Genomic DNA, 14,729 nt, shown 5'->3' on the forward strand with positions numbered 1-14,729 from the left:
GCCACCAGGAAGAGAGACCACGATGATGCCCCACGACCTTATCCCCGCGTCCGGTGCGGCCACCCGTCCCCACGTCCGTCCTGGCGAGTCCGCCTGGCGGGAACTGTGCTCGACCCTCAACCGTCTCCGCCGCGACGAGGGCGGCTGGTGGTCGAAGATCGAGGCTGATGCCGAGGCCGTCCCCAGGATCGACGTATCCGGGGTCGTGGTGCGGCTGCGCGGGAACGTTTTCGCCGAGATCGGGCTGCGCGGCGGCGAGCCGCAATGCCGCATCGAGCCAGGGCACCTTCTGCTGACCCATCCGGGAGGGCGGACCGTCCTCGGGGACGGCGTGGCCTGCGCCCGCTCGGTCCAGACCCTGTCCGAACTGGCCGAACACTACGATCATGTCCGCCGCCATGCCTGCCGTCATGTGGACCGCCGCCAGGCCATCCTGGATCGCCTCTTCCTCCGCCACGTCTGCGTCCTGGCCCTTGACGCCCCGTTTGAAGCCCCCCTTGACGCCGGCCGGGTCGATCTCGTGGCCCTGTCGCCGCAGGGCGTGGCCGTTTTGTTTCTGCTGCGGCGCTACGCCGACGGGGACCTGCGCCTGAAGGGGCGCGGGGGCATCGTCTGGCGGATGCGGGAAATGGACCGCCGGCTCGCGGACCAGGCGGCCGCCTCCGCCTGGGTCAGCGGCCTCCTGGAGCGCGGCGCCGCCCTCGACACCCGACATTCCCGGCGCTACCGCCTGCCACCATCCCTGCACGTCCACCCGTATGTCCGCCTGCTTATCGTCGACTTCGACCACGCCCAGCGTCAGGCCGGGCTGCCGTCCCTGCGCGCCGACCTCGAACGCGGGCTTGACCGCAGCGGCGCCCGGAGTGATATTCATTGCCTTGGCGACGCCGGAAACATCTCCTTCGGGACCTTTTTTTTCGGCCTCTGACAGTTTCCACGTTTTGCGGCGGAGGCGATATGTCCGATCTGCATTTGTGGCACCGCACCGAACTCGGAAAGCTCAGGCAGGACATGGAGGAGCTCTTCGACTCCCTCGTGCGGGACTTCTGCAGCCCCCTGGATCTTCGGCTGCTGCGTTGCGAGCCGGATGTGCGCGTGGTCAACGAAGGCGAGGCCATCGTCGTCACGGCCCTTGTTCCCAACCTCGACCCGCGTTCCATCAAGGTCTCGGTGTCCGGGAACAGGCTGTCCATTTCCGGGGAACGGGTGGAGGAGGACCGCGACGAGGGGAGCCTGTACATTGCCCGGCAGGGGTTCGCCAGTTCCGTGCGGCTCTCCTCGGCCGTGGACGCGGACCAGGTGACCGCCAGCTACGCGGGCGGGATGCTCAGGATCGTCCTGCCCAGGCTCGCGGGCCGCACGCCGGTGCGGAAGCGGGCGAACGAGCACAACAACGAGCGAGGTTGGCATGAGTGAATCGTTACGACTGACTCCCGAGGAATTGCGGTGGACCCTCGACACTTCCACCCTGCCTTTCGCCACCACGGACGAACTCGAGCCCCTGGACGAGATCCTCGGCCAGGACCGGGGCGTGGAAGCCCTGCGCTTCGGCATCGGGGTGCGCCGTCCGGGCTACAACATTCTGGTCACTGGCGCTCCGGGCTCCGGCCGCATGGACGCCGTGAAGAAGGTCCTGGCCATGGCCGTGGAGGGTGGCAATGTCCCCGGCGACCTGTGCTACCTGAACAACTTCAAGGACCCCGAAGCCCCCATCCTGGTGCGCCTGGGCCAGGGGCAGGGCGCGCGTCTGAAGAAGAGCATGCAGGCGCTGGTGGACGAACTCCGGAAGGAGGTTCCCAAGCTCTTCGAGAGCCCGGAATATCTCGCCCGCAAGAACGAGATCAACGAGGCCTACGAAAAAAAGACCGCGAGCTTCTTCATGAATCTCGAAAAACAGGTCAAGGAGGCCGGCTTCGCCTTGGTCACCTTCCAGGGGCGTCAGGGCCAGCCGCCCGAGGTCATGCCCGTCGTCGACGGGGAGCCGACCCCGGTCCTCAAGCTCGAACAGATGGTCGAGAAGGGCCGCTTCCCCCGCGACGAGTTCGAGCGCATCAAGGCCAAGCATTCCGAGATCAAGAGCGAGATCGACTCCATCTTTCTCCAGATTCGGCAGTTGCAGAAGGAGATCCAGGAGAAGAACCGGCAGGCCGACAAGGCCATGTTCTCGAACCTGGCCGACGATCTCATCGCCCCCTTGCGCGAGGATTTCGCCTGCGAGGAGCTGAACGAGTATTTCCGGCACATGATCGACAACATGGTCGAGAACATCGCCATCTTCTTCGCCCAGGAACAGCCCCCGCACATGCCCGTGGGCGACCCCTTCGAGCAGTACACGGTCAACGTGATGGTGGACAACTCCGAGCAGCAGGGGCCACCGGTCATCATCGAGGAATACCCGACCTACCGCAACCTGTTCGGCAGCATCGAGCGCATCGTGGACCGCAGCGGCGTCTGGCGCACGGACTTCTCGCGCATCAAGGCCGGCTCCTTCGTGCGCGCCAACGGCGGCTATCTGGTCCTGAACCTCCTGGACGCCATCATGGAACCGGGCGTCTGGCAGTCCCTCAAGCGGGCCCTGAAGAGCCGCAAGATGGAGATCCAGACCTACGACCCCTTCTATCTGTTCACCACCTCTTCCATGAAGCCTGAGCCCATCGAGATGGACATCAAGGTCATCGTCCTGGCCGACACGTACATGTACCATCTGCTGCAGCACTACGACGATGACGTGCCCAAGATATTCAAGGTCCGGGCGGACTTCGACACGACCATGGACAACACCGGCGAGGCCGTGAGCCAGTTCGCCCGCTTCGTCCGCGCCCGCTGCACCGAACACGGCCTGCGCCCCTTCGACCGCACGGCCGTGGCGGCCCTGGTGGAGGAGGCCGTGCGCATGGGCGGGCGGCAGGAGAAGATGGCCGCCACCTTCCCCAAGCTGACGGACCTGCTCATGGAGGCCGAGTATTTCGCACAACAGGACGGCCGGGACACGGTCATGGGTGACGACGTGGCCCGCGCCGTCGAGGCCCGCATCCATCGTTCCAGCCTCATCGAGGAAAAGATTCAGGACATGATCGACCGCGGGTCCATCATGATCGACACGGACGGCGCCAAGGCCGGCCAGATCAACGGCCTGGCCGTGTACAGCATGGGCGACATCATGTTCGGCAAGCCCAGCCGCATCACCGTGGCCACGTCCATGGGCAAGGCAGGCATCATCAACATCGAGCGCGAGGCCGACCTGTCGGGCAGCACCCACAACAAGGGCGTGCTCATCCTCGGCGGCTACCTGCGCAAGATGTTCGCCCAGGACAAGCCCCTGGCCATGAGCGCGTCCATCGCCTTCGAGCAGAGCTATTCCGGGGTCGACGGCGACAGCGCCTCGTCCACGGAGATGTACGCCCTGCTGTCGAGTCTTTCGGGCGTGCCCATCAAGCAGGGCGTCGCAGTGACGGGCTCCGTCAACCAGAACGGCGAGGTGCAGGCCATCGGCGGGGTCAACCACAAGATCGAGGGCTTCTTCGCCTGCTGCAAGGCGCGCGGACTGACCGGCGCGCAGGGCGTCATCATCCCCAGGGCCAACGTCAAGGACCTCATGCTCAAGCCCGAGGTCGTGGACGCCGTGCGCGGGGGGACGTTCCACATCTGGTCCGTGGACACCATCGAGCAGGGCATCGAGATTCTGACCGGCAAGAAGGCCGGTGCGCGCAGGAAGGACGGCACGTACCCCAAGGGCAGCATCTACGCCCTGGCGGACGAGCGCCTGAAGAGCCTGGCCGAGGGCATGGTCCGGTTCGGCAAGGACGAGAACAACACGAAGGACAATGATTGAACGGGCGACTGCCCATAAGGAGCATATCTTGGAAAAGAACATGTACGATCTGGTCATTGTGGGCGGGGGGCCTGCTGGTCTCTCGGCGGGCATCTACGCCATGCGCGCGGCCATGAACGCCGTGCTGGTCGAGAAGGGCATGCCCGGCGGGCAGGTCGCCCTGACCAAGGACGTGGAGAACTACCCCGGCATCGAGGAGGTCGGGGGCTTCGAGCTGTGCGAGAAGTTCCTGAACCACGCCAAACGCTACAATCTGGAGATTCGGGAGAACGAGGTGGCCCGGGTGGAGCCCGGCGTTGACTTCCACGAGGTGGTGCTGACCGACGGCACCCGGCTGGACACCCATGCCGTGATCCTGGCCGCCGGCGGCTCGGCCCGCAAGCTGGGCGTGCCCGGCGAGATGGAGCAGTACGGCAAGGGCGTGTCCTATTGCGCGACGTGCGACGGGTTCTTCTTCCGCGGCAAGACCGTCGTCGTGGTCGGCGGCGGCGACACAGCCCTGGAGGATGCCCTGTATCTCTCCAAGATCTGCAAAAAGGTCTATCTCGTGCACCGGCGGGAAGAGTTCCGCGGCAGCCGCATCCTTCAGCAGCGCGTCTTCGCCGAGCCTCGCATCACCCTGGTCCTGAGCTCCGTGCTGACGAACATCGCCGGCAACGACCAGGGCGTGACCGGCGTGACCGTCCAGCACGTCGAGAGCGGCGAAACCCGCGACATCGACACCGACGGCGTGTTCATCTTCGTCGGGTTCAGGCCGAACAACATGCTTGTGCCGGCCGGAGTGAAGATGAACGCGGCGGGATACGTCGTCACCGACGAGAAGTGCGAAACGAGTCTGCCCGGCATCTTCGCCGTGGGCGACCTGCGGCAGAAATACGCCAACCAGATCGTCCTGGCTGCGGCCGACGGCTGTGTCGCGGCCCTGGCCGCGGCGCACTTCGTGGAGGCCCGCAAGGCCCAGGCCGGCCGCAAGTAGGGCGGCTGGCGGATGCATGGCGCCGGACGCGGTCCGCGCCATGCGCCGGTTTCACGCAGTGGTCGTGAAAACAAAAAACCCCTTGAATTTCAAGGGGTTTTTTGTCGCCTGCGGCGGGAAATCTGCTGGCTCCCCGGGACAGATTTGAACTGCCGACAGGGTGGTTAACAGCCACCTGCTCTGCCAACTGAGCTACCGGGGAACGTCGGCCAGAAGGCGCTTTTAGGGAAAGGGGGCTCGGCTGTCAACCGGGAAAGCCCCCTTCTTTTCGGCCTATTCAGCGGACTTCCGGTCGGCTTACCGGAAATCGCGAAAGAGCGGATCGAGACGCTCCTGAGGATACAGTTTCCCGTAGGGCGGCAGGGACGAAGTGATCTTGCCCGGAGTCAGTTCCATGGCGCGTATCATGACCGTGTCCACCGGCAGCCTGTCCAAAACCTTCACCCGGTAGATCGGCGCCAGCTCGGCTCCCGCGGCGGAAGCCCTTGCAAGATAGCGGCGATATTCGGGGTCCGTTGTTTCCGAGGGGAGCCCGTACAGGCTTTCGCGGAATGTTCGCCCGTTCAGTTCGGTCTTGTACCCGCCGAGAAAGACGAACACCTCCTGATCGCCTGTCTTGACGACCCGCGACAGCAGAAGGATCGAGGCCGGCCCCTCTCCCTCCCGCACAAAAACCAGAGTCTGGATCAGATCGATGGGCGGCAGGGACGTGTCCCTGGTTTCGCCCCTGACGTTGAACTGTTCCGCTCCGATATAGCGCCAACCAGGTTCGACGGGAATGGTTTCGGAGCCCCACAGGGCAACCTCCGCGTCGCCGGGCTGGTAAAGGTCCGCAAAGCGGGTGCCCGCGCATCCGGCCAACACGGCCACGATGGCCAGCGCCATGAAATCAAGAACGCCTGCCTGCAGAATTCGTTTGCACATGTCGTCCTCCTCGGCTGAATTCGACAGCATCATACGCCATCGGGGCCCGAAGTCCATGCCGCGGCCGGTGCGTGCCATCAGATGCGGCCCGAAGCTTCTAATCGACGCGCAGGATGGTGGAATACGCGCCGAACACGGCCCAGGCCGCAGTGCCTTCGCGCAGCCCGAGACGGTCGATGCTCTCGTTGGTCCCGATGGTGCACAGCTCGGTCTCGGCGTCGATGCTCAGGACGCATTCGGTGTTGATCCGTCCGCGGGTCAGGCGGACGATGCGGCCGAGGAATCGGTTTTCGGCCGAGCAGAGGGGCTCCGCTTCGGAACGGTACAGGTGCACCCAGGGGGCCTTGACCTCGATGGTCGCCAGACGGCCCGCCTTGAGGCCCATGCGCTTCAGGCTGTCCAGGGTGATGATGGACGAAAGCGTGTGTCCGCCGGGGGTGACCAGTTCCACCACGGCCTGCAGGTCGGCCGGCAGGATGCGGTCGACGCGGCCGAAGAAGGCGTTGCGGGCGCTGGTCTTGCGCGCGCTTTCGCGCTGCAGGAACGTGGAGGTCACGGCCCGGATGTCCTCTTCGGAGAACGATACGTAGGAAGACGTCAGGTTGGGGGTGGAGTGCCCCAAGTACTTCTGCACCGCCGGCAGGGGCATGTTGGACTGCATCAGCTCGACCCCGCGGGACTTGCGGATGGCCTCCGGGCTGCCCATCTGTTTGGGGAAACCGCAGGCCTGGGCGCGTTCGTAGAATTTGCGGCGCACGAAGGCCGGGTCCACGCTGAGGGTCTGCCCCGCGCTGCGAAGGAAGGCCTCGTCGTCCAGCAGCGCCCTGATTTCCCGCGACACGTTTTCGGCCAGTGGCACCGTCCGCGCCTCGGCGTCCTGGGCGTCGCGACCGAAGGCAACGGTCAGGGCGCCATGGTCGACGTCGCGGACGGGGTTCAGCGTCAGCACCTCGTGCAGTTTGGCCCCGGTATGGCGGATGAGCAGGAAGATGAGCAGGATGCGTTTGCGGGACAGGGCCACGTCGGCGCGCGGCGTTCCGTCGGCCCATGTCTTGAACTCCCGTTCCAGGCGTTCGAGCTGCAGCGTGTCCAGACACGAGGACGGCTCGGCCACGATGCGGCCGTGGTCGGACGGGCGGGAGGCTGGTCGGGTCTTCTTGCTGGTGGGAGGGTTCATAAGATTTATTTTGGACTGGTCGGAGGAGAAAAGGCAAGAGGAGAATGCAGATTGGGGGGAGGCGGCTCGGGGGTCTTCGGCCGGGTGCCGTCCGCGCGGTGTCGGAACTCCTTTGCCGGCCTCGAAGGGGATAACCGTTGCGTGCACGGCCGGAAACCGCGCTTCGGGCGAAGGCAACGGTTCTCCCGACGATGCCTGGCGCAGTCGGACAGCCGACGCCGCGCGGACGGCACCCGGCCGAAGACCTGCGCCTTGGCGTCGAGAGGCGTCGAAGATTGGGAATACCCCAGGCCGTCGGGAAAAAGAAAAGGCCCTTCGATGTGAAGGGCCTTTGAAATTCTGGCTCCCCGGGACAGATTTGAACTGCCGACAGGGTGGTTAACAGCCACCTGCTCTGCCAACTGAGCTACCGGGGATCGCTCGTGAGAAGCCCCTTTAGGGCAAAGAGGGATGCGCTGTCAACCGGTTTGGGCCGCGGCGCGAATTTTTGTCTGTCCGGCCTCCTCGGCCTTGCCCTGCTGCTCCAGGGCCGAGATGAGGACTTCCCAGAAGGCTGGCGCGTCGGGCTTGAGGTGTACGCTCTGGCGGGCCAGGGATTCGGCGATCTCCGGGTCGTCCCCGCGCTCCAGGTAGATCTTGGCCAGCAGGTGAAAGGAGTGGGCGTCCTGGGGGTTGGAAGTGATGGCCTGGTGGAGCAGTTCGCGAGCCGTGTCGCGGTCGTCGCGGCGGAAGGCCAGACGGGCCAGGTAGCGGTGGGCCAGGCTGCTCGCCGGCGTTTGCCCGTCGCCTGCGGGTGCGGCCCCGACCTGCTCGTAGAGGGCCCAGGCCCGCTCGAAATCCCCTTCCTCCTCGGCCATGAGGCCCAGGCGGATGAGGGCGTAGATGTGGTCGGGCTTGACGGCCAGAACCTGTTCGAAGGCCTGCCGCGCCGCTTCGGGGTCGCCGTCCTTGAGGCAGGCGCAGCCGAAATTGTAGAGGGGCATGATCTGGTCCGGGTGGCTTGCCGCGAGATCCTGGAAGATGGCCCTGGCCGAGTTGTACTTGTTCAGGCGGGCGTAGCAGACGCCGAGGGAGTTGCGGGCCAGGAGGTTGCCTTCGTCGGCCGTGAGGGCCTTCTTGTACTCGGCGATGGCGTCGTAGACTTCGCCCTGGGCGAAGAGCCGGTCGGCGCTGATGTTCAGGGAAATGGAGTCGAAGCAGGCGATCTTTTCGTCCTGCAGCAGCGCGGCGTGGTCCATGGCCTTGCGGGCGTTGTCCAGGATGTCCGAGCGGGTGAAGTCCAGGAAGGGGTAGCCCGCGATGCCCACGGACTTGTCCAGCCCGGCGAAGCGCTCGTCCTCGAAGAGCTCGCGCACCGCCCGCGCGCATTCGGACGGCTCCATGTCCGGCACGTGGTAGACGACGCAGTTCATGCTGTAGCGGCCGCCCAGGGCCGACGGGCCGAAGAGGGTTTCGGCGCGGTTGGTCAGGGCCTGGAAGAACTGTTCCTCCTTCATCTGGTCCATGGGCGTGCGTTCGGAGTGGGGCGACTCCAGGCGCATGAGCAGCACGGAGAAGGTCTTGGACTGGCTGCGCGCGGTCTGCCACGTCTGCAGGAAATCGCGGTAGGGGTAGAGGCCCGTCAGCAGGTCCTTTTGCGGTGAGCGGGCGCCCGGCTGGGCTTCGCGCTGCTCCATCAGACCCGAATGCTCGTCCAGAAGCGTCAGCTTGTCTCCCTTCTCCACCACCCAGTCCGGGTCGTTCTGGACCAGGATCTCGGCGATGGCCATTTCGTCCTGGACTTCCACCAGGGAGACCTCGGCCTTGTACATGGGCGGATAGTGCCCGAAGACCACGTCCCCGCTGGCGCCGACGATGGTCTCGCGGCCGTTGAACTTGCGCGACCAGACCAGGAAGCGCTGGCCCTCGTGGGCGTCCACGCTGCGGCCGAGGTTGATGATCAGCCGGTTCATGGGCATGACTTCGAGCACGACGCCGCCCTGGGTCAGGATCTGGTTGAAGGAGTAGACCTGCCCGCGGCCGCAGGCCTTGGCCGTGTTCAGGGCCTTCTCGGCTTTCTCCAGCACCAGCCAGGCCTGTTCGGCCGGGGCCTTCTGGAACTGCGAGCCCTGAAGGTCCTGGGGATAGTTGACGAAGCCGATGCTGGCCGACACGGACACGTCCTCGCGCAGGGGGGCGAAGCGGGCCGTGACCTTGGACATCTCGATGCCGAGGTTCGACGCCAGGTCGCGCAGCTTGGACCTTGAGGCCTGGGGCCAGAGCACGCCGAAGGAGTCGCCGTCCAGCCGGCAGACCAGGGCCTGCTTTGGGCAGACGTCGCGCAGCACCTCGGCCGCGAGGTTCAGGATGCGGTCGCCGAAGAGGTGCCCATAGCTCTCGTTGACCTGCCGGAAGCGGTCCAGGTCGATCATGATCAGTCCGAAGCAGGCGCTGTGCCCCTGCAGGGAATCGTCGGCCACGGCCTCGGGGCCGGGCATGATGGAGCCGAGGATGCCCGAGATCTCCCGCATCAGCGCCCCGTGCAGGCAGTGGCGGTTGGCGAGGCCCGTCAGGGGGTCGGTGATGGCCAGTTTCCTGAGCCCGATCTGCTCCAGGCACAGGGAGGCCATGACCGGCAGGTAGGGCAGGGCCTGGGCCGTCTTGCCGGCGTCCACCCCGCGGGCCTCGAAGATTGCCAGCAGCCTGTCGCCGCGGATGAGGGGCAGTTGAAGACGGTCGTCCTCCAGCACGGCCTTGCCGTAGGGGTGCTCGGCGTCGGGCTCGAGTTCCTCCGGACTGACGGCCGGGAACATGAGGCTGTAGGAGGAAAAGGACAGGAGTTCCTTGAAGGAGCTTTTGAGCAGAGGCTCGTATTCGACAATATCCTGCCGGCGCAGGGGAGAGATGGGACTGGCCGTGTTCATGATTGACCCCAGGGTGTTTCCGAAGCCTTTGCCTCATGCCGCACCCCTTGTCCAGAAAGGAGAATTGTGTTTTGGGTCGAAGGTGGCTACAGCCCGGGAAGACACCATTTCCGAGGGAGGAATCGATGCTTCACGTGACCGCCATGCCCCTGGGGCCCCTGGATACCAACTGCTATGTCCTGCACTCCGACCGCGAGGCCGTGGTCATCGACCCGGGCGGGGACGCCGACGAGATCCTGTCCTTTCTCTCCTCCAGAAAGCTCGCCCTGCACAGCGTTCTCAACACGCATCTGCACTTCGATCACATCCAGGGCAACGCCGACCTGGTGGCGGCCGCGGGCGTGACGGTCATGGCCAATCCCAAGGACGCCTATCTCATGCAGACGGAGCTCGGCGGGGGCGGCATGATGGGGTTTCCCCGCACGCCTCCCTTCGAGATCACCCCGCTGGAGGAGGGCGAACTGCCCCTTTTGGGCACGACGTGCCGTGTCCTGGCAACCCCCGGTCACAGCCCGGGCAGCCTGTCCTTCTACTTCGAGACGATCGGGGCCGTCTTCGTCGGCGACCTGATCTTCTACCGCTCCGTGGGGCGCACCGATTTTCCCGGCAGCTCCGAGAGGGAGCTCATGCGTTCCGTGCGCACCAAGATTTTCACCCTGCCCGAGGACACCGTGATCTATCCCGGCCACGGGCCCGAGACCACGGTGCGGCAGGAACGGCTCAACAACCCATTTTTCACCGAGTTCACCCACTAGGGAGGACCGCATGATTCCCGAAGGCGAACACGATTTCCGGGACAAGTGCTGACACGTGGGTTCCGATGCCAGTTGGTATCTGCGTTTCAGCCGGACGGACCGGCAGGTTTTCTGGGTCAGCCCGGGCGTCGTTCCCCAGCTTGAGAACGCGCTCTACGTCGAAACCGACTGGACCCTGACCACGCAGCCGGTCGGGGAATACGTGCGGGCGGAGTTCGTCCGCAAGCGTCGCCCATGAGACGGCCCGTCGTCATGTCCCTGAGCCCCCGCGGGGGCGGCAACAGCGATCAGGCCGCGGACCTTTTCGCGCGCTGCCTGCATGGCGAAAGCCATGCCTTGCGCCTGCGGGACCACCATGTGGCGCCCTGCACGGGCTGCGGTGCCTGCGCCGCCGCAGGTGTCTGCCGCATGAGCGGCGAGGACGCTGCGGACGACCTCTTCATGCGGCTTGATCAGGCTTCAGGGCTCGTCCTGACCGCGCCCGTCTATTTCTATCATCTCCCGAGCCAGGCCAAGGCCTGGATCGACCGCGCCCAATCCCGGTACCTGGCCAGGCAGGCGGGGCTGACGGCGGTGGGCGCCGTGCGCCCGGCCTATGCCGTGATCGTCGCCGGGCGCCCGCGCGGCGAGAAGCTTTTCGAAGGTATTCTGCCGACCCTGCGCTATTTTCTGGATGTCCTGGATTTCCGCCTGGAAGGAACCGCCCTGCTGCGCGGCATCGACGAGGCCGGCGATTTCTCGGGATGCCACGAGGCCATGCAGGCGGTGCGCGACCTGGCCGGGAGGAGCGGATGGTAGGCGGCCTTGCGGTCACGGCCGGGCGCTGCCTGGACGCCCTGGCCTGCCTTACGGGCCGACGCTGCCAGCTCTGCGCGGCGGTGCTGGACGACCCGCGCGACTATCCCCTGTGCCCGGAATGCGCATCGGAACTGGCGCCGCGCCGGGGCGGACACTGCCCGCTGTGCGGCACCTGCTTTGCCGATCCCGGATCGCCGGTCTACCGCTGCCTGGCCTGCCGCATGTCCCCGCCGCCCTGGTCCGGGCTGGCCTTTCACGGTCCCTACGACGGCCATCTCAAGGAACTGGTGCACCGTCACAAGTTCGGCCACGAGCTCGGCCTGGGCCGCCTGCTGTCCTTTCTGACCCGCCAGGCCTGGGAGTTGCGGGGGATGGGCCGGCCGGACGTGATCGTCCCCGTGCCCATGCTGCCGGGCCATGTGTTGCGCCGCGGATTCAACCAGAGCGCGGAGCTGGCCCGGATGCTGGGCCGGGCCATGGCCCTGCGGCCGCTGACGCACGCCCTGGTCAAGACCCGTGAGACGCGCACCCAGTCGAGCCTGGGGCGCGCCGCCCGTCGCGGCAACGTCGCCGGAGCCTTCGCCGCCTCTCCCGAGGTGCGGGGCCGGCATGTCCTCATCGTCGATGACGTCATGACCACCGGGGCCACGATGACGGCCTGCGCCCGCGCCTGTCTCGATGCCGGCGCCGCGAAGGTGGATGTCTTCGTCCTGGCCAGGGCCCTATGAAGAGCGTTCTCACCCTCCGCTGGAGGCATCCCGATCAGAAGCGTCTGCTGGTCATGCTGGTCTGTCTGGTGGTTGGGACCGTCGGGCTGATGGGCATCGAGGTGTACCGTTTTTTGAGCATCGACGAGCACCAGCAGCAGCTGCGTATCGACCAGCGCCATCTGGAGCTGGTGCAGAGCCTGCGTTTCGACCTCGGGGCCGCCCGCCTGGCCCTTTCCAGGCTGCCCGGGGAGAGTGACCCCTCCGTGGCCAAGGGCCTTTCGGTCGAGGCGGACAGGCGGCTCTTGCGGGCCAAGGGACTGCTGGTCCTGATGCACCAGGGCGGGGCGCTGCGCGTGAAAGGGGAGAGCGCCGGGGCCGTCCCCATTTCCCTGCCTGAACCCATGCCGCCCGAGTTCCTGGCAACGGCAGCGCCTCTCGTGCCCATGGTCCAGGGGATTCTGGACGCGAGCACGAATCTGACGGCGAGAACTGCAACGTCGGCAACGTTCGACCCGGTGACAGCGGTGCGGGTGGAGAGCCTTTTCATTCAGGCCGATGCGACGGCGCAGGCCGTTGCGCAGCGTATTGCCGAGAGCATCTCGGGACACATCGACGACCATCAGACGCGGGCCAACCGCGCGCTGGTGGGCCGCCTCGCGGTGGGGGCGCTGTTGCTGGCGGTCATGAGCGGACTGTGCCTGCGCAGCATGGCCGCAGTGGGTGGGCTTCTGGAGGAGCGGGTCCGGGACGCCGAGGCCGTAGTCGAGGCCAACGCCGGCATGGAGCGGATTCTGGAGGCCCTGCCCGTGGGCATAGCCATCCTCGGCCAGGACCGCACCATCCGTCGCGTGAACCTCGCCGCCACCAACCTCCTCGACATCGAGCCCGGCTGGTTCTTCGAGCGCCGCATACCCTGGGACATGTTCTGCGAGGAGACGGAGACGTCCGAAAACGGCCCCCGGGTCGAATTCGAGCACGAGGTGCGCATGCACGCCATGCAAGGGCGGACCCTCGACGTCATCAAGAGCTCCATCCCCGTCATCCTCAAGGGCGAGACGCTCATCCTCGAGGTCTTCATGGACGTGACCCAGCGCAAGCAGGCCGAAAACGCCCTGCTGCAGGAGAAGTCGCGCCTGGAATCCCTGCTGGCCGGCATCGACGAAGGCGTGGCCCTGAGCGACGAGGATGGGTCGGTGATCGAGGTCAACGCGAGCCTCTGCCGCATCCTTGGCCTGGACAGGCAACGGCTGCTCGGGGCCAAGGTCTGGGACCTTTTCCCCGGAGGCGTTCTCGGGGACGAGCTCGACGAGGGCCTGCGCAGTCTCAGGCATGACCCGCGGACCCGATTGCGCGAGATCCAGCTCGAATCCTTCCGCGACATGGCCCTGGTGGTGCGCATGCAGCCCGTGCTGGGCAAGGACGCCTTCGGCGGCATGATCGTCAGCGTCATCGAGGTCACGGAGATCGTCGACGCCCGGCGCAGGGCCGAGGCCGCCTCCCAGGCCAAGAGCATGTTCCTGGCCAACATGAGCCACGAGATCCGCACGCCCATGAACGCCATCGTCGGCCACGGCGAGCTGCTCTCCCACACCGCCCTGGACCCGGGGCAGGCCGAATGCGTGCAGAGCATCCGGGTCTGCGCCGAAAGCCTGCTGGTCATCATCAACGACATCCTCGACTTCTCCAAGATCGAGGCCGGCATGATGCGCATCGTGCCCGAGGACGTGGACCTCGCGGCCATGCTCGAACGCCTGCGGACCATGTTCGGCGAGCAGGCCCACCAGAAGGGCCTGGTACTGCGGTTGACCACGACGGGGCTGCCCGCGACGGTGCGTACGGACCAGGGGCGGCTCGTGCAGGTTCTGGTCAATCTCGTCGGCAACGCCGTCAAGTTCACCGAGAGGGGCAGCGTGGAGATCACGGTCAGCGCCGAACCGGTGCGGGGCGGCCGGGCCAGCGTGCATTTTTTCGTGCGCGACACGGGCATCGGGATTTCTGCCGACCGCCAGAAGGACATCTTCACGTCCTTCGAACAGGTCGACGGCTCCCTGACCCGGCAGTACGGAGGAACGGGCCTGGGGCTGACCATCGCCAACAACCTGGTCCGCCTGCTCGGCGGCGCCGGCATCTCCGTGCACAGCCTCCCCGGTCAGGGCAGCACGTTCTCCTTTGTCCTGCCTTTGGACGTCCCGGCCATCGTCATGCCGCGCGTGCAGGGGCTGCCGCAGGACGTGGCCGGGGAAGGGGTCTACGTCGAAGTCCGTGTGATGGCCGTGGAGGACAACGCATTCAACCGCAGTTTGCTCAAGAAGATGCTCGGCACCCTCGGCGTGACAAGGGTGACCATGGCCGAGAACGGGCAGGAGGCCGTGGACGCGCTGGCCGGGGGGCAGGTCTTCGACATCATTCTCATGGACATCCAGATGCCGGTTCTGGACGGACTGGACGCCACGCGGGCCATCCGGGCAATGGGCCAGGAGGTGCCGATCATCGCCCTGACGGCCCACGTCCTGGAGTCGGACCAGCAGAAGAGCCGGGAGGCAGGCATGAACGGACATCTGCCCAAGCCCTACAGCCTGAAGGACCTGCGGGACACGCTGGCGAAGTGGTGCGGGTGAGGCAGTCGTCAGATTTCGGTTGACGGACTCTTGGTT

General features: G+C 66.0%; 12 protein-coding genes and 2 tRNA genes. 9 read left to right on the forward strand and 5 right to left on the reverse strand.

Annotation, left to right across the window (positions count from 1 at the left end; all coding sequences use genetic code 11):
• The first annotated feature begins 22 nt into the window (after positions 1-22).
• Genes G394_RS0106475 through trxB form a run of 4 tightly spaced genes read left to right on the forward strand, consistent with a single transcriptional unit; the run spans position 23 to position 4,808 of the window.
• Entirely contained in the window at positions 23-928 is a 906-nt protein-coding gene (locus tag G394_RS0106475; RefSeq protein ID WP_028576967.1) for a hypothetical protein, read from the forward strand.
• Positions 929-957: 29 nt separating this feature from the next.
• Positions 958-1,416, forward strand: coding sequence for an Hsp20/alpha crystallin family protein (locus tag G394_RS0106480; protein ID WP_028576968.1), 459 nt, complete (start codon positions 958-960; stop codon positions 1,414-1,416).
• A complete protein-coding gene (locus G394_RS0106485; RefSeq protein WP_028576969.1) occupies positions 1,409-3,832 on the forward strand; it encodes a Lon protease family protein in 2,424 nt (807 codons plus the stop codon). The genes G394_RS0106480 and G394_RS0106485 overlap by 8 nt, the downstream gene beginning before the upstream one ends.
• 28 nt (positions 3,833-3,860) lie before the next feature.
• A complete protein-coding gene (trxB, locus tag G394_RS0106490) occupies positions 3,861-4,808 on the forward strand; it encodes a thioredoxin-disulfide reductase (protein WP_245578277.1) in 948 nt (315 codons plus the stop codon).
• 126 nt (positions 4,809-4,934) lie between these two features.
• On the opposite strand, the gene G394_RS0106495 is transcribed toward trxB, so the two are convergent.
• From G394_RS0106495 to G394_RS0106515, 5 genes are all read right to left on the reverse strand, one after another.
• Positions 4,935-5,010: transfer RNA gene (locus tag G394_RS0106495), tRNA-Asn, on the reverse strand.
• A 95-nt stretch (positions 5,011-5,105) separates the two neighbouring features.
• Entirely contained in the window at positions 5,106-5,732 is a 627-nt protein-coding gene (locus G394_RS0106500) for a hypothetical protein (RefSeq protein WP_028576971.1), read from the reverse strand.
• Positions 5,733-5,829: 97 nt separating this feature from the next.
• Entirely contained in the window at positions 5,830-6,909 is a 1,080-nt protein-coding gene (locus tag G394_RS0106505) for a TOBE domain-containing protein (RefSeq protein ID WP_028576972.1), read from the reverse strand.
• Positions 6,910-7,249: 340 nt separating this feature from the next.
• Positions 7,250-7,325: transfer RNA gene (locus G394_RS0106510), tRNA-Asn, on the reverse strand.
• Positions 7,326-7,367: 42 nt separating this feature from the next.
• Positions 7,368-9,812, reverse strand: a complete 2,445-nt coding sequence (locus tag G394_RS0106515; RefSeq protein ID WP_028576973.1) for a diguanylate cyclase domain-containing protein — start codon at positions 9,810-9,812, stop codon at positions 7,368-7,370.
• Between the two features lie 125 nt (positions 9,813-9,937).
• Here G394_RS0106515 and G394_RS0106520 point away from each other — a divergent pair, with 125 nt between their 5' ends.
• The 5 genes from G394_RS0106520 to G394_RS20090 are packed head-to-tail and all read left to right on the forward strand — an operon-like array spanning position 9,938 to position 14,693.
• Positions 9,938-10,567 (forward strand): MBL fold metallo-hydrolase, encoded by a 630-nt coding sequence (locus G394_RS0106520; protein WP_028576974.1) that lies wholly within the window; start codon positions 9,938-9,940, stop codon positions 10,565-10,567.
• Positions 10,568-10,622: 55 nt separating this feature from the next.
• Positions 10,623-10,805: a hypothetical protein gene (locus G394_RS18250; protein ID WP_043774887.1), complete on the forward strand. Its 183-nt coding sequence runs from the start codon at positions 10,623-10,625 to the stop codon at positions 10,803-10,805.
• Complete coding sequence (locus G394_RS18255) at positions 10,802-11,365, forward strand: flavodoxin family protein (RefSeq protein WP_043774889.1); 564 nt, start codon at positions 10,802-10,804, stop codon at positions 11,363-11,365. The genes G394_RS18250 and G394_RS18255 overlap by 4 nt, the downstream gene beginning before the upstream one ends.
• Positions 11,359-12,093 (forward strand): ComFC family protein, encoded by a 735-nt coding sequence (locus G394_RS0106535; RefSeq protein WP_043774891.1) that lies wholly within the window; start codon positions 11,359-11,361, stop codon positions 12,091-12,093. Before G394_RS18255 ends, G394_RS0106535 begins: the two co-directional genes overlap by 7 nt.
• Positions 12,090-14,693: a hybrid sensor histidine kinase/response regulator gene (locus G394_RS20090; protein ID WP_051307005.1), complete on the forward strand. Its 2,604-nt coding sequence runs from the start codon at positions 12,090-12,092 to the stop codon at positions 14,691-14,693. Before G394_RS0106535 ends, G394_RS20090 begins: the two co-directional genes overlap by 4 nt.
• Positions 14,694-14,729 lie beyond the last annotated feature (36 nt).

It is taken from the genome of Desulfomicrobium escambiense DSM 10707 (assembly GCF_000428825.1).
GTDB classification, from domain to species: domain Bacteria; phylum Desulfobacterota; class Desulfovibrionia; order Desulfovibrionales; family Desulfomicrobiaceae; genus Desulfomicrobium; species Desulfomicrobium escambiense.

What these genes read in the sequence shown, in the direction of transcription:
- G394_RS0106520 (WP_028576974.1), top strand. Translation starts at nt 9,938, where the DNA reads ATGCTTCACGTGACCGCCATGCCCCTGGGGCCCCTGGATACCAACTGC.
- G394_RS0106535 (WP_043774891.1), top strand. Translation starts at nt 11,359, where the DNA reads ATGGTAGGCGGCCTTGCGGTCACGGCCGGGCGCTGCCTGGACGCCCTG.
- G394_RS0106515 (WP_028576973.1), bottom strand. Translation starts at nt 9,812, where the DNA reads ATGAACACGGCCAGTCCCATCTCTCCCCTGCGCCGGCAGGATATTGTC.
- G394_RS0106475 (WP_028576967.1), top strand. Translation starts at nt 23, where the DNA reads ATGATGCCCCACGACCTTATCCCCGCGTCCGGTGCGGCCACCCGTCCC.
- G394_RS0106505 (WP_028576972.1), bottom strand. Translation starts at nt 6,909, where the DNA reads ATGAACCCTCCCACCAGCAAGAAGACCCGACCAGCCTCCCGCCCGTCC.
- G394_RS0106500 (WP_028576971.1), bottom strand. Translation starts at nt 5,732, where the DNA reads ATGTGCAAACGAATTCTGCAGGCAGGCGTTCTTGATTTCATGGCGCTG.
- G394_RS0106480 (WP_028576968.1), top strand. Translation starts at nt 958, where the DNA reads ATGTCCGATCTGCATTTGTGGCACCGCACCGAACTCGGAAAGCTCAGG.
- G394_RS20090 (WP_051307005.1), top strand. Translation starts at nt 12,090, where the DNA reads ATGAAGAGCGTTCTCACCCTCCGCTGGAGGCATCCCGATCAGAAGCGT.
- G394_RS18255 (WP_043774889.1), top strand. Translation starts at nt 10,802, where the DNA reads ATGAGACGGCCCGTCGTCATGTCCCTGAGCCCCCGCGGGGGCGGCAAC.
- G394_RS0106485 (WP_028576969.1), top strand. Translation starts at nt 1,409, where the DNA reads ATGAGTGAATCGTTACGACTGACTCCCGAGGAATTGCGGTGGACCCTC.